The sequence below is a fragment of the Kineococcus auxinigenes genome (assembly GCF_050871525.1).
Taxonomy (GTDB): domain Bacteria; phylum Actinomycetota; class Actinomycetes; order Actinomycetales; family Kineococcaceae; genus Kineococcus.
The window spans coordinates 1-21,202 of sequence record NZ_JBKBCT010000066.1 but is presented as its reverse complement, the minus strand read 5'-3'; the positions used below and the strand labels follow the sequence as shown (position 1 = coordinate 21,202).

The window sequence follows — 21,202 nt, the reverse complement described above, 5'->3', positions numbered from 1 at the left end:
CTTGCACGGTTGAGCCCTCAATCGTGCAAGATCACCACCAGAGGGGACATCACGACATCGGCATGACCGCGAAGTCGCCCCTCCGTGATCCGCAGGGCGCGGCGTAGCCGCCCGCAGCCGCGGCCGGTTGCGCCCGTCACCGGCGACGGCCCTGCCGCCCACCGCGCCGCAGGGCTGCGGAAGTTGCCCCAGGAAGACGAATCTCACAGCCGGTGAACACCCGGCACACGGCCCGGCTCCAGGAGTGCGATCGATGATCGTTCTCGGTGGACGACTCGCCCCCTGGAGGACACCGTGACGAGATCCCGCGCGACCGCCGCCCCCGCAGTGCCGCTGACCAGCCCGTCCGCCCGTGCCAGCACCCACCACGCGGACCGGGACGTCGAGGAAGGCGCGCCGACCGGGCACCGCCCGCGCGCCCCGCTGCTCGAGGGTGTGCACCCCGGCGCCGTCGACGTCCTCGAGCGCGGCGGCTTCGCCGTCACCGCGCACCCGGGTGCCCTGAGCCGCCAGGAGCTGCTGCAGGCGGTGCGCGGCGTGCAGCTGCTCGGCATCCGCTCCAGCACCCGCCTGGACCGGCGGGTGCTGGAGGCGGCCACGGGCCTGCGGGCCGTCGGGGCGTTCTGCATCGGCACCGACCGGATCGACCTGCGGGCCGCCACCGAGGCGGGGGTGGTGGTGTTCGACGCCCCCCACGCCAACGGGCGCAGCGTGGCCGAACTGGCCCTGGCGGAGATCACCGCCCTCACCCGCCGGCGGCCGGTGCGCAACGCGGCCGCGCACGCCGGCGTGCGGGACAAGTCCGCCGCCGGCAGCCACGAGGTCCGCGGCCGCTGCCTCGGCGTCGTCGGCTACGGCGCCATCGGCGGCCAGCTGTCGGTGCTGGCCGAGGCGCTGGGCATGAGCGTGCTCTTCCACGACGTCGCCGACCGCGCACCGCTGGGCCGGGCGCGTCGCTGCGCGGACCTGCAGGAGCTCCTGGCCCGGGCGGACGCGGTCAGCCTGCACGTGGACGGCCGCGCCGCGAACACCGCCCTGATCGGGGAGGCGGAACTGGCGGCCATGAAGACCGGCAGCGTGCTGCTGAACCTCTCCCGCGGTGCCGTGGTGGACCTGCGGGCGCTGCACCGGCACCTGCTCAGCGGGCACCTGGCCGGCGCCGCGCTCGACGTCTTCCCCGACGAGCCGCACGCGGTCGGCGAGGCGTTCACCAGCCCGCTGCAGGGCGTGGACAACGTGCTGCTCACCCCGCACGTCGGCGGGTCCACGCAGGAGGCGCAACGGGAGATCGGTCTCTTCGTCGCCGACCGGCTGGTGCGCTGCGTCCGCACCGGGACCACCAGCTCCAGCGTCAACCTGCCCGACCTGCACCCGCCGGCCACCGCCGGCACCACCCGGGTGCAGCTGCTGCACCGGGCCCACCCCGACGTCCCCGACCAGGCCGACGCCGCGCTGCGGGGAGCCGGGGTGCCCGTGCCCGCCCGGGCGCACGCCCGCGGCACCGACACCGGCTCCCTGCTGCTCGACGTCGACCCCGCGCACCGGGAGGTCGCCGCCTGTGCCCTGCGCCCTGCGCACGCTGCCCGCGGCGCTGCGCGTCGACGCGCGAGCGTCCCCGGCCCGCGCCGCCTGGGGGCACCCCGGCCCCGCAGACCAGCCCGACCCGATCCCGGAGGACCCCGTGAGCGCCGTGGTCGGGATGCTCGAGGAGCACTGGCCGGCCCACCGGGACAGCCTGCACCGCGGCGCCCGCGACCGCGACGACATGGTGGCGCGCCTGCGCGAGGTGCCCGGGCCGACCGTCTTCCCCACCTCGGCCAACTTCGTGCTCGTCAAGCTGCCCGCCGGCTGGGGCGGGGCGCGGGTGCGCGACCACCTGATCGCCGAGCTCGGCGTCCACGTCCGCGAGTGCGGCAACGAGCTGGGGTTGAGCAGCGACTTCGCGCGCCTGGTCGTGCGGCCCGCCGGTGACGTCGACCGGCTGCTGGCCGGACTGCACGACGTCGCCGAGCGCACCCACCGGCCGGCGTGATCGGCCGGCGGCACCGGCGCGCGCGGGGCCCGGCGGCGCCCCGTAGGGTCGCCGGGTGAGCGTGCGCAGGGTGACGGGCCTGGAGACCGAGTACGGCATCTCCGTGCCGGGTGATCCCGGCGCGAACCCGATGCTGCTGTCGGCGCAGGTGGTCAACGCCTACGCCGTGCCGGTCACCGGTTCGCTGGGCGCCTCGCTGCGGGCGCGCTGGGACTACGAGGACGAGGCGCCGCTGCGCGACGCGCGCGGCTTCGAGGTGCGCCGCGCCGCCGCGCACCCCTCGCAGCTGACCGACGCGCCCGCCCGCGGGGACGCGCAGGGCCGGCGGGGGGAGCACCGGGCCGCGCCCAGCGCTTCGGACGTGGCGAGCGCGGAGAACGAGGACCCCACCATGGCCAACGTCATCCTCACCAACGGCGCCCGCTTCTACGTCGACCACGCCCACCCGGAGTACTCCTCCCCGGAGGTGCTCACCCCCCGCGACGCGGTGCGGTACGACCGGGCGGGGGAGCGGATCCTGCTCGAGGCGCTGCGCCGGGTGGCCGCCACCCCGGGACTGACGCCGGTGACGATCTACAAGAACAACACCGACGGCAAGGGCGCCTCCTACGGCACCCACGAGAACTACCTCATGGACCGCGCCACCCCGTTCGCCGACGTGGTGCGCCACCTGATCCCGTTCTTCGTCTCCCGGCAGGTCTTCACCGGCGCCGGGCGGGTGGGCCTGGGGCAGGACTCCGCCACCGCCGGGTACCAGATCACCCAGCGCGCGGACTTCTTCGAGGTGGAGGTGGGCCTGGAGACCACCATGAAGCGGCCCATCATCAACACCCGCGACGAGCCGCACGCCACCGCCGAGAAGTACCGCCGCCTGCACGTCATCGTCGGCGACGCCACCATGTGCGAGGTCGCCACCCTGCTGAAGGTCGGCACGACCTCCCTGGTGCTGGCCGCGCTGGAGGCCGGTGCGCTGGACGGCGGCCCGGCCGGGGACCTGCAGCTGAGCGAGCCGGTGCGCGCGCTGCACGAGGTCTCCCACGACCCGGGCCTGCGGCACCTGGTGCGCCTGCGCGACGGGCGCCGCATGAGCGCCCTGGAACTGCAGTGGGCGTACTTCGAGGCCGCCGCCGCCTTCGTCGACGACCGCTTCGGCGAGCACGCCGACGCCGACACCCGCGAGGTCCTCACCCGCTGGGAGGGCGTGCTCACCCGCCTCGGCGACGACGTGTTCTCCGCGGCCCGGGAGGTCGACTGGGTCGCCAAGCTGCGCCTGCTGGAGGGCTACCGCTCCCGCGACTCGCTGGCCTGGGACAGCCACCGGCTGCAGGCGGTGGACCTGCAGTGGTCCGACGTGCGCCCCGAGAAGGGCCTGTACCACCGCCTCGCCGAGCGCGGGCTGGTGGAGCGCCTGATCGACGAGGACTCCGTGCAGCACGCGGTGGCGCACCCGCCGGAGGACACCCGCGCGTACTTCCGCGGCGAGTGCCTGGCCCGCTACGGACCGCGCGTGGCCGCCGCCAGCTGGGACGCCGTCATCTTCGACGTGCCCGGGCGCGGGGCGTTGCAGCGGGTGCCCACCCTGGAACCGCTGCGGGGCACCCGTGAGCACGTCGGCGCCCTGCTGGACCGCTGCACCACCGCCGAGGAGCTGGTGGCCGCCCTGACCGGCGGCTGACCCGGGCGGGGCACCCCTGCAGGACACCCGGTGTGAACACCTGGCGCGCAGCGGCGCGCGAACGCCGCCGCGGGGTTAGTGTCGTCAGCACGCCGGCCGCGCGGCCGGCTCCGGCCGAGACGTCAGGGGGAGCCAGCGATGCCTGGACAAGAGCAGCAGCGCCCGAGCCGCCGCGAGGACGAGCCCGAGGAGACCCCCGCCGTGCCCGCGCAGGCCACGGCCCAGTCCAAGGAGAGCGACGCCGAGGTCGACGCCCTGCTCGAGGAGATCGACGGGGTGCTGGAGTCCAACTCCGAGGAGTTCGTGCGCGGCTTCGTGCAGAAGGGCGGCCAGTAGCCGCACCCCCCCGCGGCGGCCCCCACGCCGGCCCGCGCCGCGCCGGGCCGCCGCCGGGGGTGGCCGGTAGGGTCGAGCGGGTGAGCCAGGACCCCAGCGGACGGCTCCCGGCGGCGTACCTCGTGCCGGGTTCTGCGTCCTTCACCGACTTCGTCCGAGACCACGCCCCCGAGGTGCTGCCCGGCGCCCGGCACCTGCCCGCCGCCGGTGCCGGGGCGCTGACCGGCGGGCCCGGCGCCGGTCAGCCGCCGCACGCGACCACCATCGTCGCCCTGGTGTTCGCCGACGGCGTCGTCATGGCCGGCGACCGGCGCGCCACCGCCGGCAACGTCATCGCCCAGCGCGACATCGAGAAGGTCTTCCCCGCCGACGACCACTCCTGCGTGGGCATCGCCGGCACCGCCGGCCTGGCTCTGGAGATGGTGCGCCTGTTCCAGGTGGAGCTGGAGCACTTCGAGAAGCTCGAGGGTGCCCTGATGTCCTTCGAGGGCAAGGCGAACCGCCTGTCCACGATGATCCGCGGCAACCTCGGCCTGGCCATGCAGGGCCTGGCCGTGGTGCCGGTCTTCGCCGGCTACGACCTGGCCGCCTCCCGCGGGCGCATCGTCAGCTACGACGTCACCGGCGGGCGCTACGAGGAGGTCGACCACCACGCCGTCGGTTCCGGTTCCGTCTTCGCCCGCGGCGCGCTGAAGAAGCTGTTCCGCCCCGGCATGGACGCCACCGCCGCCGTGCGCGCGGCCGTGGAGGCCCTGTGGGACGCCGCCGACGACGACTCCGCCACCGGCGGCCCGGACCTGCTGCGCCGCATCTGGCCGGTCGTGGCCGTGGTCACCGTCGACGGCTACCGCCGCCTGGACGACGACGAGCTCGGCGACGTCGTGCGCGCCGTCGTGGCCGGGCGCACCGGCAACCCCGGCGGCAACCCCACCGCCACCACGCAGGACGCGACGCAGAACCCCGTGCAGCAGGGAGGTGCCACCGCATGAGCGTGCCGTTCTACGTCTCGCCCGAGCAGGTGATGAAGGACAAGGCCGACTTCGCGCGCAAGGGCATCGCCCGCGGCCGAGCCGTCGTCGTCGTCGCCTGCGCCGACGGCATCGTCTTCGCCTCCGAGAACGCCTCCCGGGCCCTGCACAAGATCTCCGAGATCTACGACCGCGTCGCCTTCGCCGCCGTCGGCAAGTACAACGAGTTCGAGAACCTGCGCGTGGCCGGGGTGCGCTACGCCGACCTGCGCGGCTACTCCTACGACCGCAGCGACGTCACCGCCCGCGGCCTGGCCAACGCGTACGCGCAGACCCTGGGCACCATCTTCACCACCGAGTCCAAGCCGTACGAGGTCGAGCTCGTCGTCGCCGAGGTCGGCGAGGACCCCGGCGCCGACCAGGTCTACCGCCTCACCTACGACGGCTCCGTCGCCGACGAGCACGGCTACGTCGCCATGGGCGGCTCCGCCGAGCAGATCACCGCCAAGCTCGCCGAGGACTGGCGCCCCGGCATGGACCTGACCGCCGCGCTGCGCCTGGCCGTGCAGGCCCTGGGCAGCGACGCGGCCGCCGCCGCGGCCGGCTCCGGCCCGCGCACCATCGCCCCCGACCAGCTCGAGGTCGCCGTCCTGGACCGCGCCCGCACCCGGCGCACCTTCCGCCGCCTGGGCGCCGGCGCACTGAGCGCCCTGCTGCAGACCGAGCCGACCGCACCGGCCGGGCACGACACCCCCGGGCACGACGCTCCCGGCCCGGACACCCCCCCCGAGCCCCCCGCCTGAACCCCCGCCCGAGGACCCACGGCCCGGCGGCGCGTTTCACAGCGCTGCCGGGCCCCGGGCCACCTATGGTGGGCAGATGGACCGGCGGATCTTCGGGTTGGAGACCGAGTTCGGCGTCACCTGCGCGTTCGAGGGCCAGCGCAAGCTGTCCCCCGACGAGGTGGCCCGATACCTCTTCCGCAAGGTCGTCTCCTGGGGACGCTCCAGCAACGTCTTCCTGCGCAACGGCGCGCGCCTCTACCTCGACGTCGGCTCCCACCCCGAGTACGCCTCCCCGGAGTGCGACGACGTGCGCCAGCTCGTCGTCCACGACCGCGCCGGCGAACGCACCCTCGAAGGCCTGCTCGTCGACGCCGAACGCCGCCTGGAGGAGGAGGGCATCGCCGGGGAGGTGTTCCTCTTCAAGAACAACACCGACTCCGCCGGCAACTCCTACGGCTGCCACGAGAACTACCTCGTCTCCCGCCACGGCGAGTTCGGGCGCCTGTCCGACGTCCTCATCCCCTTCCTCGTCTCCCGCCAGCTCGTCGTCGGCGCCGGCAAGGTCGTGCAGACCCCCCGCGGCGCCACCTACTCCCTGTCCCAGCGCGCCGACCACATCTGGGAAGGCGTCTCCAGCGCCACCACCCGCTCGCGCCCCATCATCAACACCCGCGACGAACCCCACGCCGACGCCGAGCGCTACCGCCGCCTGCACGTCATCGTCGGCGACTCCAACATGTCCGAGACCACCACCATGCTCAAGGTCGGCGCCACCGACCTGGTCCTGCGCATGGTCGAGGAGGGCGTCGCGCTGCGCGAGATGACGCTGGAGAACCCCATCCGCGCCATCCGCGAGATCAGCCACGACCCCACCGGCCACAAACCCGTCCGCCTGGCCAACGGCCGCGAAGCCAGCGCCCTGCAGATCCAGGAGGAGTACCTCACCAAGGCCAAGGACTTCGTGGAGACCCGCGGCCTGCAGACCCCCACGGTCAAACGCGTCCTGGACCTGTGGGAACGCGCCCTGCGCGCGGTCGCCACCGGAGACCTCGGCCTCGTCGACCGCGAGGTCGACTGGGTCATCAAGAAGAAGCTCCTCGACCGGTACATGGCCAAGCACGACCTGGACCTCACCAGCCCCCGCATCGCCCGCCTCGACCTCGCCTACCACGACATCCACCGCGGCCGCGGCCTGCACTACCTGCTCGCCGCCCGCGGCATGGCCGAGCGCGTCTGCTCCGACATCGAGGTCTTCGAAGCCCTCTCCGTGCCCCCGCAGACCACCCGCGCCAAGCTGCGCGGCGACTTCGTGCGCGCCGCCCAGGACAAGCACCGCGACTTCACCGTCGACTGGGTCCACCTCAAGCTCAACGACCAGGCCCAGCGCACCGTGCTGTGCAAGGACCCCTTCAAGTCCGTCGACGACCGCGTCGAACGCCTCATCGAGAGCATGTGACCCCCGCCGACCAGCGCCACCAGTCGACGCCGAGGCACCTGCCAGGCACCTCCCAGACAGCCCGGTTAGGGTTCCGGGGACCGACCCCACGACCGTGAGGACCCCCCGTGCACCGCCGCATCGCCGCCCTGCCCGCCACCGCCGTGGCGCTCGCCGTCCTGCTCGGTTCCTGCGCCTCCGAGCCCGAGGCGCCCAGCCAGGCGGAGCAGAGCGCCTCGGCCACGCAGACGGCGGCCACGATCGAACCGGCCGTCACCGCGGACCTGCCGGTGGAGGTCACCGGTGAGGTCAACCCCGACATCGCCCCGCAGGTGCAGATCACCACCCCGCTGAGCGTGGAGGAGACCACCCGCGAGGTCATCGCCCCCGGCAGCGGCGAGGAGATCACGGTGCAGGACCGGGTGCAGTTCGCCTACGCCCTGTACGCCGGCTCCACCGGCGAGCTGCTGGACTCCAGCTACGGCGCCACCGACGCCCGCTTCGAGCTGGCCGAGGTCACCAAGGGCATCGCCCGCGGCCTGGTCGGCGCCCACGTCGGCGACCGCCTGGCCATCGCCATCGCCCCCGAGGACGGCTTCGGCGAGGCCGCCGCCCAGTTCGGCAAGGAGGGCGTGGACGCCGACACCACCTTCGTACTCGTCGCCGACGTGGAGCGCATCATCCCCACCCAGGCCACCGGCGAGGCCGTCGAGCCCCCGGCGAACCTGCCGGCCGTGGACGTCGACGAGCAGGGCGTGCCCACCGGCTTCACCGTCTCCGACCCGACCCCGCCGGCCGACACCGTCGCCCAGACCCTGATCCGGGGCACCGGCCCGGCCGTCTCCAGCGGCATGACCGTCACCATGCAGTACGTCGGCGCCACCCTGGCCGACGGGGAGGTCTTCGAGAGCTCCTGGACGGGCACCGAGCCGTTCCAGACGACCATCGGCACCGGGCAGGTCATCGCCGGCTGGGACGAGGGCATCGTCGGGCAGACCGTCGGCAGCAGGGTCCTGCTCGTGATCCCCGCCGCCGACGCGTACGGTGAGGCACCGACCGGCGGTCAGCCCGCGGGCGCCCTGGTGTTCGTCGTGGACATCCTCGACGCGTACTGACCACGCACCCGCTGATCGAGCACCCGCCGGCACCGGACCGCACCGACCACCCCCTGCGACAGGAGCAGCACCCGTGAGCGAGCGCACCAAGCCCGAGGTCGACTTCCCCGGCGGCGAGCCCCCCACCGAGCTGCAGATCACCGACCAGATCGTCGGCGACGGCCCCGAGGCCACCGTCGGCAGCACCGTCAGCGCCCACTACGTCGGCGTCGCCTTCAGCACCGGCGAGGAGTTCGACGCCTCCTGGAACCGCGGCCAGCCGCTGGACTTCCCGCTGGGCCGCGGCATGGTCATCGCCGGCTGGGACCAGGGCATCGTCGGCATGCGCGTGGGCGGCCGGCGCACCCTGGTCATCCCCCCGGCCCTCGGCTACGGCGACCGCGGCGCCGGCGCGGCCATCAAGGGCGGCGAGACCCTGATCTTCGTGGTGGACCTCGTCGGCGTGAGCTGACAGCCCCTCGCACGCACCGGGCCCCGCACCGCCTCCCGGCGGTGCGGGGCCTCGTGCGTCACCCCGGGGGACGGGATCCGGGCCCGGGCGCGGCTCAGGGGTCCAGCAGGGCGGCCGCGTGCCGCCCGGCGACCGCGGCCGCCACGAACGCCGCCCGGTCCTGCCGCGGACCGCGCCCCATCGTGGACAAGCCCACCGGGCACGCCGCCAGCGCCTCGTCCAGCCCCTCGGTGCCCACCTGCACCCACCGGTGCCGCCCGGTGGGCGCGCACAGCTCGCGCGCCTGCCGGCGCACCCCGTCCCAGAAGGCGCCCGCCTCAGCGGGCACCGCCACGTCCACCGGCGCCAGCGCCACCCGCCCCACCGCCGTGGCCGAGTGGTGCGAGAGCCCCCGGTGGCGTTCGCGCTCGTCGGCCTGCGAGACGCGCAGCGAGGCCACCGCCCGCCCACCCAGCACCGCGGCGGCGTTCAGCGCCTCCCCGGCCGCCACCCCCGAGAACCCCCAGCGCGAGCCGGTGCCCAGGTTCCCCGGCCCCTGCGCGACCACGACCACGTCGGCACCGGCCACCAGCCGCGCCGCCAGCAACCCGGTGTGCACCGTGGCCGCCTCCAGGTCACCGCCGAAGCTCTGCCCCGCGCTCACGCACGCCGCCAGCCACCCCGCCTCGCGCAACCCCGCCACCGCCCGCGAGAACGCCGCCGGCAGCGCCCCGCCGTCGCTCATCACGTACACCACCCGCGCTCCCGGGGCGTCCGCGCGCACCCCGGCCACCACCGCCGGCACCGCCGAGTGCAGGTCGGCCACCACCACGGGAACGCCCTGCAGGTCCTCGGCACCGGCCAGCACCGCGTGGTGCGCCGACTCCTGCTCGTCCACCCCCAGCACCATCGCCTGCAGCGGCGTGTACCGGGCCTTGACGAGGTGACCGGGCCCCGCCGGCGGGTCCGCCGGCAGCGCCTCGGGCAGCGCCACGACCATCGCGTACCCGCCCGTGCCCAGCCCGCGCGCCAGCGCCGCGGTGTTCAGCAGCACCCGGTCCCCGGGCACCGGGCGGCCCACCAGCTCCACGTACGCCAGCGCCCGCAGCACCGCCCCCGGCGCGTCCGCGCCCTCCTGCGCCGCCCCCTCGGGCGCAGCCCGCACCAGCACCTCGCACTCCAGCGCGCCGGGCCACTCCCGCAGCACCCGCACGACCGTCCCCGAACGCCACCGCAGCACCCGAGCAGGCTAGGGGGTGCCCCGCGCACCCCGCCCGCCCCCGCCCGCGCGCACCACGCGCCCGGCCGTGCCCAGCGCCGCACCCACCCGCTCGGCCAGCACCGCCGGCGCCGAGTACAGCCACCCCGCACCGGCGCGCACCGCCACCGCGTGCACCCCCAGCGAGACCAGCACCGCCAGCACCGCCCACACCGGCGGCAGCCACCCCGGCCGCCCGCCGTCGCCCGCGCCCAGCGCCACCACCGCGCTCGTGCCCACCCCCACCACCAGCTCGTGCACCAGGTACACCGGCAGCGTGCGCCGCCCCAGCCACCCGCAGGCGCGCACCACCCCCGACGCCCCCGGCAGCAGCGTCAGCAGCGCCGCGAACGCCAGCCCGCACACCACCGCCAGCACGCTCAGCGCACTGGCCGCCCCCGGCACCCGCAACCACCCCGCCCCGTGCGCCACCAGCGCCACCGCCCCCACCGCGCTGCACACCGCCGCAGGACCCGCCCGCACAGCCCCCAGCCACCGCAGCAGCAGCTCGCGCAGGCACCAGCCCAGCAGGAAGAACACGAAGCAGCGCGCCATCTGGTGCCACACGTAGAACGGCGCCCGCACCCACAGCTCGCTCGCCGCCAGCGACAGCACCGCCGCCGGCACCAGCAGCCACCCCGCCCGCCGGCCCAGCACCCGCGCCGCCACGGTGAACACCGCCAGCGCGTACAGGTACCACAGGCCCGTCGTGGGCCGCACCGGCGCCAGCAGCAGCGGCACCAGGCTGTCGGCCTCCCACGGCTGGAACCGCGGCGTCACCGCCCGGAAGACCGCGAAGCGCACCACCGACCACAGCACGAACACCCACAGCAGCGTCACCAGCCGCGAGCGCACCAGCACCACCCACGACCGCGTGGCCGCCGAAGCCGCCAGCACCCCGGACACGCAGAAGAACAACGGCATCCGCAGCAGCACCAGCTCCCCGTTCACCGCCCGCCACCACGGCGCCAGCAGCTGCGCGGCGTCCAGGTGCAGCACCGCGTGGTGCAGCACGACCAGCACGATGGCCAGGCCCCGGGCCACGTCCAGAGCGGGCAGTCGACGCACGGGCTGGCAGCCTCTCCGGTTCCGGCGGGCGGGGCAGGTGGCGCGCAGGGGCAGGACGGGGGAGCGGTACGGGCAAGCGGTGCGGACGCTACCCGCCCGCACCCGGGCGCTCGCCGTGCACCGCCGCCCCGCGCCGCGCGGGCCGCCGTCCGGTAGCGTCCGGTCCACCATGGCGAGCTCGGCACCCAGCACCGGCGCGGCGGCCGCCGCCCGCGGCGCACGACGCACCGAACGGCTGCTCAACCTCGTGATCGCCCTGTCGGCCACCCGCCGCTGGCTGACCAAGGAGCAGATCCGCACCGCCGTGCCCCAGTACGCCGACTGCGCCACCACCGTCGCCTTCGAGCGCATGTTCGAGCGCGACAAGGAGGACCTGCGCGAGCTCGGCGTCCCGCTGGAGACCGGCGGCGAGGACCCCCTCTTCGGCGACGAGGCCGGCTACCGCATCGACCGCGACGCCTACGCCCTGCCCGAGATCCGGTTCACCCCCGCCGAGCTGGCCGTGCTGTCCCTGGCCAGCCGCGTGTGGCAGCAGGCCAGCCTCGCCGGCCCCGCCACCCGGGCCCTGGTCAAGCTGCGCAGCCTGGGCGTCGAACCCGACGAGTCCTCCCTGGTGGGCCTGGAACCGCGCGTGCGCACCAGCGAACCGGCCTTCGACCCCCTGTACGCCGCCACCCGCGACCGCGCCCCCGTCTCCTTCGCCTACCGCCGCGCCGGCGGCGAGGCCGCCACCCGGCGCGTGGAGCCCTGGGCCATCGTCAGCTGGCACGGGCGCTGGTACCTCGTCGGCCACGACCGCGACCGCGACGCCCCCCGCGTCTTCCGCCTGTCCCGGGTCTCCTCGGCCGTCAAGCGCATCGGCCGCCCCGGCTCCTACGAGGTGCCCGCCGACCTGGACCCCCGCGAGGTCGTCGCCGGCACCGTCGGCGAGCGCACCACCCGCCGCGCCCGCCTGCTCGTGCGCACCGGCAGCGCCCTGGCCGTGCGCCGGCGCGCGGTGTCGGTGCAGCCCGCCGGGGGGACGGGAGCGGCACGGGACGCCGGGCACGACGCGGGGCACGACGCGGGGGAGGACGTGGTGGAGCTCGACGTGGCCGACGTGGAGGTCAGCGCCGACGAGCTCGCCGGCTACGGCGACGCCGTGGTCGTCCTCGACCCCCCCGAACTGCGCCAGGCGGTCCTGCGCCGCCTGCGCGGAGCCGCCGGCACCGGCGCGGCGGGCACCGGGGGAGGGGCCGCGTGAGCGGCAGCGCCTCCACCGAGCGGCTGTCCCGGCTGCTGGCGATGGTCCCCTACCTGCTGCGCCACCAGGGCATCCCCCTGGCCGAGGCCGCCGAGCACTTCGGCATCGGCACCGACGACCTCGTGCACGACCTCGAGCTGCTGTTCGTGTGCGGCACGCCCGGCCACATGCCCGACGACCTCATCGACGCCCGCTGGGACTCCGGGCGCGTCTACCTCTCCAACGCCGACCCCATCGCCCGCCCCGCCCGCCTGGCCGTGGACGAGGCCGTGGCCCTGCTCGTGGGCCTGCGCACCCTGGCCGAGGTGCCCGGCCTGCACGACCGCGACGCCCTGGACGGGGCCATGGCCAAGCTCGCCGAAGCCACCGGCGAGGCCGCCGCCGCCGCCGGCTCCGTGCGCGTGGACGTGCGCCCCGGCGACGACGAGCAGCTCGCCGGCGTGCTCGCCACCTGCCGGGCCGCCCTGGCAGCCCACCGCCGCCTGCACCTGACCTACCTCGTGCCCAGCCGCGACGAGCGCACCGAGCGCGACGTCGACCCCATGCGCCTGGTCACCGTCGACGGCCGCTGGTACCTGGAGGCCTGGTGCCACCGCGCCGAGGGCGTGCGCCTGTTCCGCCTGGACCGCATCGAGGCCGCGCAGACCCTCGACGCCGACGGGACCCCCCCGGCGCGCGCGGTCTCCCGCGACGTGCAGTCCGACCTGTTCCGCCCCAGCCCCGACGACCTGCTCGTCACCCTGGACCTGGCCCCGCAGGCGGCCTGGGTCGTGGACTACTACCCGGTCCAGTCCAGCGAGCCGGCCCCGCCGGGCGCCTGGGAGCAGGCCTCGCTGCGGGTGCGGCTGCGGGCCGCGGACACCCGCTGGGTGCGCCGGCTGCTGCTGCGCCTGGGCGCCGGCGCCCGCGTGGTCGACCCGCCGCAGCTGGCGGCCGAGGTGCGCGACGCCGCCGTGGCGGCGCTGGCGCGCTACCCGGACGCCGCGCCCGGCGACCCGGAACCGGTGTGAGGCAACGCTTCCACCCCTCGCGGCCGGCGCGGTGACGGGCTGTTCCGACCCTCCGGGTGAAGAGCGTTCAAGGATTTCCGGGTCCGTGCCGAAGCAGTGGGTGTCGGACGGCGGGACAGCCGCCCACACCACGACCGGAAGGTGCACACGATGACCACGATCAAGGCTTCCTGCCCCTGCTGCGGCGACGTCGAGCTGACCCCCAAGCAGGTCCGCCTCGTGGTCTGCTCCGCCAAGGACCGCTCCTTCTACGCCTTCGACTGCCCGCAGTGCAAGGACGAGGTCCGCAAGCCCGCCAGCGAGGACGTCGTCGCCCTGCTGGTCTCCGGCGGCGTGGCCGTGGAGCGCTGGATCATCCCCGCCGAGGCCATGGAGGAGCACCACGGCGCCACCATCGCCTGGGACGACGTCCTGGACTTCGCGCTCGTGCTCGACTCCTGCGACGACCTGGCCACCCTGGCCACCCTCGCCCCCCGCTCGCTGCGCTGAACCCGCTGCGCCACACGGTGCGGAGCCTGGGAGATCCCTGAGAACCCGCACCGACACCGCGCGGCGGCCCCACGCGGCACCGCCGGGGACGTACGATGACCGGGCACCGTCCCCCTACGGAGGTTGAGAACCATGGGCGCCATGAAGCCCTGGCACATCATCGTGCTGGTCGTCGTCCTGCTGCTGCTGTTCGGTGCCAAGCGTCTGCCCGACGCCGCCCGCGGCCTGGGGCGCTCGCTGCGCATCTTCAAGAGCGAGGTCAAGGAGATGCAGAAGGACGACGACGACGTCGCCGAGCGGGACACCACGTTCAGCCCCAAGGCCCTGGACGACCGCCGCGTCGACGGCACCGGCTCCGGCGCCCACGTCAACGGCAGCAGCGAGGCCCCCAGCGCCTCGCGCGAGCGCTGACCCGCTGACCCGCTGACAGGAGGCCCCGGCGACGTGGCGGTCACCACCATCCGACGGCGACGCACGCCCAAGGACCCCGAGGGGCGCATGCCCCTGCGCGAACACCTCGACGAGCTGCGCAAGCGGCTCTTCCGGGCTGCCCTCGCGGTGGTCGCGGGCGCCGCCGCCGGCTGGTGGCTGTGGCCCAACGTCGTGCTGCCGCTGCTCGCCGGGCCGGCGGAGTCCATCGACGGCGTCGAGCTCAACTTCGCCTCGACGCTGGGCGTCCTTGACGTCCAGGTCAAGGGCGCGCTGTGGGTCGGCCTCATCGTCGCGGCCCCGGTGTGGATCTACCAGCTCTGGGCCTTCGTCACCCCCGGGCTGACCCGGAAGGAACGCGGCTACGCCGTCGGCTTCGTCCTCGCCGGCTTCCCGCTCTTCCTCGCCGGCCTCGCGCTCGCGTACTTCATCCTGCCCACGACGATGGCGCTCATCACGTCGTTCACGCCCGACGGCATCAACAACATCATCGACACCCCGAGCTACCTGTCGTTCGTCATGCGGCTGCTGCTCGCGTTCGGCATCTCCTTCCTGGTGCCGGTGCTGCTGGTGGCGCTGAACTTCGCCGGCCTCGTCCCCGGCCGGGCGATCCTCAAGCAGTGGCGCATCGTCGTCTTCCTCTGCTTCGTCTTCTCCGCGATCTTCACCCCCACCCCGGACGCGCTGACCATGATCCTCATGGCGATGCCGCTGATCTTCCTGTTCTTCATCGCCATCGGCGTGTGCCTGCTCAACGACAAGCGCCGCCGTCGCAACTCGCCCGAGACGGACTACTCCGCCCTGTCCGACGACGAAGCCAGCGCCCTCTGAACCGGCCACCGGCACCGCCGCGGTCGGTCGCGTGAGCACGCCGGGCCCCGTGGGCCTGCTCGTCAACCCCACCGCCGGTCGCGGCGCCGGCTTCGCTGCCGGCGCGCGGGTGCGCGCCGAGCTGCGCCGCCTGGGCCACGCCGTCACCGAGCTGTCCGGCGCCGACCTGCCCGCCGCCCGCCGCGCCGCCCGCGACGCGGCGGGGGAGGCCGCCGCCCTCGTCGTCGTCGGCGGCGACGGCCTCGTGCACGCCGCCGTCCAGGAGGTCGCCGGAACCCCCACCGCGCTGGGCATCGTGCCCGCCGGCACCGGCAACGACATCGCCCGCGGCCTGGACCTGCCCCTGGGCGACCCGGCGACGTCCGTCGCCGCCCTGTCCGCGGCGCTGCGCGCCGGCCGGCACCGCACCGTGGACGCCGTGCGCGTGCACAGCGACCACGGGCAGCGCTGGTACGCCAGCATCCTGGCCTCCGGGGTGGACGCCCTCGTCAACGAGCGCGCCAACTCCTGGCGCTGGCCGCCCGGCCCGGCCCGCTACACCCTGGCCGCGCTGCGCGAACTGGCACTGGTGCGCGGCGTGGGCCTGCGCATCGAGCTGGACGGGCACGTCCTGCGGCGCCGCGTCCTGCTGGCCGCCGTCGCCAACACCCGCTGCTACGGCGGCGGGCTCACCATGGCCCCGCACGCCGACCCCACCGACGGGCTCCTGGACGTCGTCGTCGTCGACGAGCTGCACACCGCCGCCGCGCTGCACCTGTTCACCCGCCTGCGCAGCGGCGAGCACCTGCGCTCGCCCGCCGTGCAGGTGCACCGGGCCCGCACCGTGCGCCTCGAACCGCTCGAACCAGCAGGACCGCGGGCCGGTGGCCGCCTGCCGCGCCCGCACGCCGACGGCGAGCCCGTCGGCTCACTGCCCCTGACGTGCGAGGTCGTCCCGGCCGCGCTGCGCGTGCTGGCCTGACCCGCCCCCCTCGCACCGCCCGGCGCGACGGGCCCGCGGGTCGGGCCTGCCGAGCACCGGTGGTGGCCGTGACGTACTGTCGCCGTCATGGCCAGCCCCGCGGAACGCTACGCGGCAGCGCAGCGCCGCACCGAGCAGTCGCGCACCCAGCTCGCCCAGTTCGCCGCCACCCTCGGCTTCGACCTGGACGGCTTCCAGCAGCAGGCCTGCCGAGCCCTGGAGGCCGGCCGCGGCGTGCTCGTCGCCGCCCCCACCGGGGCCGGCAAGACCGTCGTGGGCGAGTTCGCCGTCCACCTCGCGCTGCGCACCGGGCGCAAGGCGTTCTACACCACCCCCATCAAGGCGCTGAGCAACCAGAAGTACGCCGAGCTCGCCGAACGGCACGGCGCCGCCAGCGTGGGGCTGCTCACCGGCGACAACTCCGTCAACGGCGAGGCACCGGTCGTCGTGATGACCACCGAGGTCCTGCGCAACATGCTCTACGCCGGCTCCCCCCTGCTGGACGGCCTGGGCTACGTCGTCATGGACGAGGTCCACTACCTCGCCGACCGCTTCCGCGGCGCCGTGTGGGAAGAGGTGATCATCCACCTGCCCGCCGACGTCCTCGTGGCTTCCCTGTCGGCGACCGTCTCCAACGCCGAGGAGTTCGGCGCCTGGCTGGACACCGTGCGCGGCGACACCGAGGTCGTCGTCTCCGAGCACCGCCCCGTCCCGCTGTGGCAGCACCTCCTGGTCGGCACCCAGCTGTACGACCTGTTCACCGACCCCGCCGGTGACCCCCTCGAGGGCGACGAGGGCTCCCTCGTGCCCGGCGCGATCGTCAACCCCGAACTGGTCTCCATGTCCCGCCAGCAGCTGCGCACCGACCGCCTGGCCACCGCCGGGCGCGGACGCGGACGCGGTCGCGGGCCCGGCCGCCCCGGCGGCGGGCGCTACGCCGCCGGCCCCCCCGGCGGGCGCACCCCCTCGCGCGCGCAGGTCCTGGAGGTCCTGGACGCCGCCGACCTGCTGCCGGCCATCACGTTCATCTTCAGCCGCGCCGGCTGCGACGCCGCCGTGGCGCAGTGCGTGGCCTGGGGGCTGCGCCTGACCACGCCCGAGGAGGGCCGGCGCATCCGCGCGATCGCCGAGGAGCGCTGCGCGGAGATCCCCTCCTCCGACCTGGCCGTCCTGGGCTACTGGGAGTGGCTCGAAGGGCTCGAACGCGGACTGGCCGCCCACCACGCCGGCCTCCTGCCGGTCTTCAAGGAGACCGTCGAGCACCTGTTCGCCGACGGCCTCGTCAAGGCCGTCTTCGCCACCGAGACCCTCGCCCTGGGCGTGAACATGCCCGCCCGCTCCGTCGTCCTGGAACGGCTCGTCAAGTGGAACGGGCAGACCCACGTCGACATCACGCCGGGGGAGTACACCCAGCTCACCGGTCGCGCCGGGCGCCGCGGCATCGACGTCGAGGGCCACGCCGTCGTGCTGTGGGCCGCCGGCACCGACCCCGAGGCGGTCGCCGGCCTGGCCTCGCGGCGCACCTTCCCGCTGCGCTCCAGCTTCCGGCCCACCTACAACATGGCCGTCAACCTCGTGCAGCAGGTCGGCCGGGAACGCGCCCGCGACATCCTGGAGACCTCCTTCGCCCAGTTCCAGGCCGACCGCGCCGTGGTCGGCCAGGCCCAGCAGATCCGCGAGCAGCAACGCGCCCTCGACGGCTACCGCCAGGCCATGACGTGCCACCTGGGCGACTTCGGCGAGTACTTCGCGCTGCGCCAGCGCATCGGCGAGCGCGAGAAGGAACTCTCCCGCGCCGGCGCCGCCCAGCGCCGCACCGAGGCGCGCAGCTCCGTCGAGCAGCTGAGCACCGGCGACGTCGTGCGCCTGCCCGGCGGGCGCCGCGACACCTACGGCGTCGTCCTGGACCTCGTCGACGGCAAGGGCTTCGACGGTCCCTCCCCCCGCGTCCTGAGCCAGGACCGCCAGGTGCGCACCATCGCCGCCCACGACTTCACCGGCCCCGTCGAGCCGCTGGCCCGCGTGAAGGTCCCCCGGGCGTTCAACTGGCGCAGCCCCCAGGCCCGCCGCGACCTCGCCTCCTCCCTGCGCAACGCCCTGGCCGAGATCGGCGGCGGCGACGTCCCCGCACGCCGCCGCGGAGGCGGCGCCGCCCGCACGGACGACGACGCCGTCCTGGCCGAGCTGCGCCAGCGCCTGCGCGCGCACCCCTGCCACGGCTGCTCCGACCGCGAGGAGCACGCCCGCTGGGCCGTGCGCGAGGAGAAGCTGGCCCGCGACACCAAGGCCCTGCAGCGCACCGTCGAGGGCCGCACCGGCACCATCGCCCGCACCTTCGACCGCGTGTGCGACCTGCTCGCCGAACTGGGCTACCTCACCGCCGACGGCACCGCCGTCACCGACGCCGGCCGCACCCTGCGCCGCATCAACGCCGAGACCGACCTGCTCGTCGCCCAGTGCCTGCGCCACGGCGCCTGGGCCGGCCTCGGCCCGGCCGACCTGGCCGCCGCCGTCTCCTGCCTGGTGCACGAGTCCCGCCGCGACGAGGGCAACGGCCCCGAACGCGTCCCGCGCCGCGCCGAGGACGCCATCGCCGCCACCGTGCGCCTGTGGAGCGACCTCACCGACCGCGAGGACCACCACAAGGTCCCCGCCACCCGCGAACCCGACGCCGGACTGGCCTGGGCGGTGCACCGCTGGGCCTCCGGGCACCGCCTGGACGCCGTCCTGCGCGACGCCGACCTGGCCGCCGGCGACTTCGTGCGCCGCTGCAAGCAGCTCGTCGACCTCCTCGACCAGATCGCCGCCGCGTCCCTGGACCCCGCGGTGCGCTCGGCCGCCCGCGACGCCGTGGACCTGGTGCGCCGCGGCGTGGTCGCCCACACCTCGCTGACCTGACCCCCCAGCCGACCGGACCCGCCGCCGTGGACCCTCCACCTCCACCGGAGGGCCCACGACGACGACCTGGACCTCCGCTCGAGGGTCAGCCCCGCGCGCTCCCCAGGGCCGTCAGCACCCGCTCCACGCTCGAGGCCAGCCCCCACCGCTGCACCAGCCGCTCCAACGAGCCCGGGTCGGCCGCGGCCCGCGGCAGCGCGTCCGGCACCACGGGCACCGGGGCCTCGCGCACCACCCGCACCACCGCCGGCGCCGCGTCCAGGTACCCCGAGGCCTCCAGCAGCCGGCGACGCTGACCAGCCGGCACCGCCGACGCCGGCTCCGCCGCAGCCGCACGCACCCCCGCCAGGTCCCCGTACCGCTCCAGCAACCCCGCCGCGCTCTTCTCGCCGATCCCCGCCACCCCCGGCAACCCGTCCGAGGGGTCACCGCGCAACACCGCCAGGTCCGCGTACCCGGCACCGTCACGCACCCCGTACCGCGCGGCCAGCCACGCCTGGTCCACCACCTCGGCCCGCCGCACGCCCTTGCCCACGTACAGCACCCGCACGCCCGCCGCGTCGTCCACCAGCTGGAACAGGTCCCGGTCCCCGGTGACCACGTCCACCACCACGTCACCCGCAGCCACCGCGCGCGCCGCCAGCGTCGCGATCACGTCGTCCGCCTCGAAGCCGGCGCACCCCACCCGCGCCACCCCCAGGGCCGCCAGCACCTCGGCGATCACCGGCACCTGGGGCCCCAGCGCCGCGGGGGAGTCCTCACCCCCACCGGGCCCCACCCGGTGCGCCTTGTACGACGGCAACGCCGCCACCCGGAACGCCGGGCGCCAGTCCTCGTCCCAGCACGCCACCAGCCGCACCGGCCGGTGCTCGGCCACCAGGAACGCCACCGCGTCCAGGAACCCCCGCACCGCGTTCACCGGCGTGCCGTCCGGTGCCGTCAACGACTGCGGCACCCCGTGGAACGCCCGGTAGTACAGCGACGCGGCGTCCAGCAGCAGCAGACGCTCACGACCAGCGCCGAGACCGTCAGCACCGGGGGCGGCGGGGGAGGGGGCGGCGTCCACCCGCCGATCCTCGCACCGGTCCTCAGGCCCCTCCCAGGATCCTCCACGAGTCTCGCCCCGGCTCCACCCGCAGGAGGACGCGCGAACGGCGCGAATAGCGCACCCTGGAAGGGCAGTGGACCCGCCCGGCGCGCACCGGGCACGCCGGGCGGGCCGTGCGACGACGAGGGGATCGCAGTGCACACCACCGACCGCCAGCCCACCCGCACCACCCGTCCGCGCCGCCTGGCGCTGCTGGCCACCAGCGGCGCCGCGGCACTCGCCCTGGGCCTGGGGGCCTGCGGCGGCGGCGAGGAGTCCGCCGCCCCGGCCACCACCCAGCTCAGCGCCTACGAGGTCGTCCAGGCCTCCGCCGAGCAGTCCAGCACCGCCGGCAGCGCGAAGTTCGCCTTCACCGTCGACGCGACCGCACCCGACGGCGAGACCGTCACCGTCTCCGGCGAGGGCGCCTTCGACGCCGCCGACCACGCCGTGCGCACCACCGTCACCCTGCCCAACGCCACCGGCGCCGACGGCGGCCAGGTCGAGCTGCGCGTGGTCGACGACGTGGCCTACGTCTCCGGCGCCCCGCTGACCGGCCAGGGCCAGTGGGTGCGCCTGCCCCTGGACGCCGTCGGCGCCGCCGGCCTGGACACCACTGCCGTCGACCCGGCCCACCAGCTCGAGCAGCTGCGCGCCGTCGCCGACGACGTCCAGGAAGTGCCCGCGGTGAACGTCCGCGGCGTCCAGGCCCGCGGGTTCAGCGGCACCATCGACCCGCAGGAGGCCCTGCAGCAGCTGCCCGCCGAGCAGCGCTCCGCCGAAGCGGAGCAGGCCGCCGCCGAGGTCGGCGCCATCCCGTTCACCCTGTACGTCGACGAGCAGAACCGCCCCGTGCGCCTGGTCGTCCAGGTCACCGACCCCGACGACTCCGCCGCCGCCGAGGTGAGCATGGACTACTACGACTGGGGCAGCGAGGTGGACGTCGACGCACCCGACCCCGCCGCGGTCACCGAGCTGCCCGCCGGGCAGCTGCCGGTGCAGACCGGCGCCGCCGCCTGACGGCGAACGCACCACGGCCCGGCGCTCGCAGGAGCGCCGGGCCACCACCAGAGGTAGCGCGTGCGAGTAGGGGGGGGCCCCCCGGGCGCGGGCGGCGGGGCCGCCAACACGCCCCCGACCCCACAACATTTA

General features: G+C 75.5%; 19 protein-coding genes. 16 read left to right on the top strand and 3 right to left on the bottom strand.

All coding sequences use genetic code 11. From position 1 onward, the window contains the following. Positions 1-294 precede the first annotated feature (294 nt). From serA to ACRYR9_RS15825, 8 genes are all read left to right on the top strand, one after another. Entirely contained in the window at positions 295-1,971 is a 1,677-nt protein-coding gene (gene serA / locus ACRYR9_RS15860; protein ID WP_432497582.1) for a phosphoglycerate dehydrogenase, read from the top strand. Positions 1,972-2,087: 116 nt separating this feature from the next. Then, positions 2,088-3,707 carry a depupylase/deamidase Dop gene (gene dop / locus ACRYR9_RS15855; protein WP_432497579.1) on the top strand — a complete coding sequence of 540 codons (1,620 nt, stop codon included), beginning with the start codon at positions 2,088-2,090 and terminating at the stop codon, positions 3,705-3,707. A gap of 138 nt (positions 3,708-3,845) precedes the next feature. Next, the gene (locus tag ACRYR9_RS15850) at positions 3,846-4,043 is read left to right on the top strand and encodes a ubiquitin-like protein Pup (RefSeq protein WP_432497576.1); all 198 of its coding nucleotides are present in this window, start codon (positions 3,846-3,848) and stop codon (positions 4,041-4,043) included. A gap of 80 nt (positions 4,044-4,123) precedes the next feature. Beyond that, on the top strand, positions 4,124-5,032 hold the full coding sequence (gene prcB, locus ACRYR9_RS15845) for a proteasome subunit beta (RefSeq protein ID WP_432497574.1): 909 nt from the start codon (positions 4,124-4,126) through the stop codon (positions 5,030-5,032). Beyond that, positions 5,029-5,814 (top strand): proteasome subunit alpha, encoded by a 786-nt coding sequence (prcA, locus tag ACRYR9_RS15840; protein WP_432497572.1) that lies wholly within the window; start codon positions 5,029-5,031, stop codon positions 5,812-5,814. The genes prcB and prcA overlap by 4 nt, the downstream gene beginning before the upstream one ends. Positions 5,815-5,890: 76 nt before the next feature. Further along, a complete protein-coding gene (gene pafA, locus ACRYR9_RS15835) occupies positions 5,891-7,252 on the top strand; it encodes a Pup--protein ligase (RefSeq protein WP_432497570.1) in 1,362 nt (453 codons plus the stop codon). A gap of 107 nt (positions 7,253-7,359) precedes the next feature. Next, positions 7,360-8,346 (top strand): FKBP-type peptidyl-prolyl cis-trans isomerase, encoded by a 987-nt coding sequence (locus ACRYR9_RS15830; RefSeq protein WP_432497568.1) that lies wholly within the window; start codon positions 7,360-7,362, stop codon positions 8,344-8,346. Positions 8,347-8,419: 73 nt separating this feature from the next. Next, entirely contained in the window at positions 8,420-8,797 is a 378-nt protein-coding gene (locus ACRYR9_RS15825; protein ID WP_432497566.1) for an FKBP-type peptidyl-prolyl cis-trans isomerase, read from the top strand. A gap of 94 nt (positions 8,798-8,891) precedes the next feature. Here ACRYR9_RS15825 and ACRYR9_RS15820 read toward each other — a convergent pair whose 3' ends face one another. Further along, positions 8,892-10,016, bottom strand: a complete 1,125-nt coding sequence (locus tag ACRYR9_RS15820) for a DUF3866 family protein (protein WP_432497563.1) — start codon at positions 10,014-10,016, stop codon at positions 8,892-8,894. A gap of 9 nt (positions 10,017-10,025) precedes the next feature. Further along, positions 10,026-11,102: an acyltransferase family protein gene (locus tag ACRYR9_RS15815; protein WP_432497561.1), complete on the bottom strand. Its 1,077-nt coding sequence runs from the start codon at positions 11,100-11,102 to the stop codon at positions 10,026-10,028. Between the two features lie 169 nt (positions 11,103-11,271). Here ACRYR9_RS15815 and ACRYR9_RS15810 point away from each other — a divergent pair, with 169 nt between their 5' ends. From ACRYR9_RS15810 to ACRYR9_RS15780, 7 genes are all read left to right on the top strand, one after another. Further along, the gene (locus tag ACRYR9_RS15810) at positions 11,272-12,345 is read left to right on the top strand and encodes a helix-turn-helix transcriptional regulator (protein ID WP_432497559.1); all 1,074 of its coding nucleotides are present in this window, start codon (positions 11,272-11,274) and stop codon (positions 12,343-12,345) included. Next, positions 12,342-13,355, top strand: a complete 1,014-nt coding sequence (locus tag ACRYR9_RS15805) for a helix-turn-helix transcriptional regulator (protein WP_432497556.1) — start codon at positions 12,342-12,344, stop codon at positions 13,353-13,355. Before ACRYR9_RS15810 ends, ACRYR9_RS15805 begins: the two co-directional genes overlap by 4 nt. Before the next feature lie 150 nt (positions 13,356-13,505). Then, entirely contained in the window at positions 13,506-13,844 is a 339-nt protein-coding gene (locus tag ACRYR9_RS15800) for a hypothetical protein (RefSeq protein WP_432497554.1), read from the top strand. 132 nt (positions 13,845-13,976) lie between these two features. Continuing rightward, entirely contained in the window at positions 13,977-14,255 is a 279-nt protein-coding gene (gene tatA, locus ACRYR9_RS15795; protein ID WP_432497551.1) for a Sec-independent protein translocase subunit TatA, read from the top strand. An 87-nt stretch (positions 14,256-14,342) separates the two neighbouring features. Next, complete coding sequence (gene tatC, locus ACRYR9_RS15790; RefSeq protein WP_432497549.1) at positions 14,343-15,104, top strand: twin-arginine translocase subunit TatC; 762 nt, start codon at positions 14,343-14,345, stop codon at positions 15,102-15,104. Positions 15,105-15,135: 31 nt separating this feature from the next. After that, positions 15,136-16,065, top strand: a complete 930-nt coding sequence (locus ACRYR9_RS15785) for a diacylglycerol/lipid kinase family protein (protein WP_432497547.1) — start codon at positions 15,136-15,138, stop codon at positions 16,063-16,065. Between the two features lie 87 nt (positions 16,066-16,152). Continuing rightward, positions 16,153-18,963: a DEAD/DEAH box helicase gene (locus tag ACRYR9_RS15780; protein WP_432497545.1), complete on the top strand. Its 2,811-nt coding sequence runs from the start codon at positions 16,153-16,155 to the stop codon at positions 18,961-18,963. An 85-nt stretch (positions 18,964-19,048) separates the two neighbouring features. Here ACRYR9_RS15780 and ACRYR9_RS15775 read toward each other — a convergent pair whose 3' ends face one another. Continuing rightward, the gene (locus ACRYR9_RS15775; protein ID WP_432497542.1) at positions 19,049-20,029 is read right to left on the bottom strand and encodes a 5'-3' exonuclease; all 981 of its coding nucleotides are present in this window, start codon (positions 20,027-20,029) and stop codon (positions 19,049-19,051) included. Between the two features lie 177 nt (positions 20,030-20,206). Here ACRYR9_RS15775 and ACRYR9_RS15770 point away from each other — a divergent pair, with 177 nt between their 5' ends. Next, positions 20,207-21,070, top strand: coding sequence for a LolA-like protein (locus ACRYR9_RS15770; protein WP_432497539.1), 864 nt, complete (start codon positions 20,207-20,209; stop codon positions 21,068-21,070). Positions 21,071-21,202: the final 132 nt, after the last annotated feature.

Excerpts from the sequence above, each read along its gene's own strand:
- tatA (WP_432497551.1), top strand. The coding sequence starts at position 13,977 with ATGGGCGCCATGAAGCCCTGGCACATCATCGTGCTGGTCGTCGTCCTG.
- tatC (WP_432497549.1), top strand. The coding sequence starts at position 14,343 with ATGCCCCTGCGCGAACACCTCGACGAGCTGCGCAAGCGGCTCTTCCGG.
- pafA (WP_432497570.1), top strand. The coding sequence starts at position 5,891 with ATGGACCGGCGGATCTTCGGGTTGGAGACCGAGTTCGGCGTCACCTGC.
- ACRYR9_RS15800 (WP_432497554.1), top strand. The coding sequence starts at position 13,506 with ATGACCACGATCAAGGCTTCCTGCCCCTGCTGCGGCGACGTCGAGCTG.
- ACRYR9_RS15780 (WP_432497545.1), top strand. The coding sequence starts at position 16,153 with ATGGCCAGCCCCGCGGAACGCTACGCGGCAGCGCAGCGCCGCACCGAG.
- ACRYR9_RS15850 (WP_432497576.1), top strand. The coding sequence starts at position 3,846 with ATGCCTGGACAAGAGCAGCAGCGCCCGAGCCGCCGCGAGGACGAGCCC.
- prcA (WP_432497572.1), top strand. The coding sequence starts at position 5,029 with ATGAGCGTGCCGTTCTACGTCTCGCCCGAGCAGGTGATGAAGGACAAG.
- ACRYR9_RS15810 (WP_432497559.1), top strand. The coding sequence starts at position 11,272 with ATGGCGAGCTCGGCACCCAGCACCGGCGCGGCGGCCGCCGCCCGCGGC.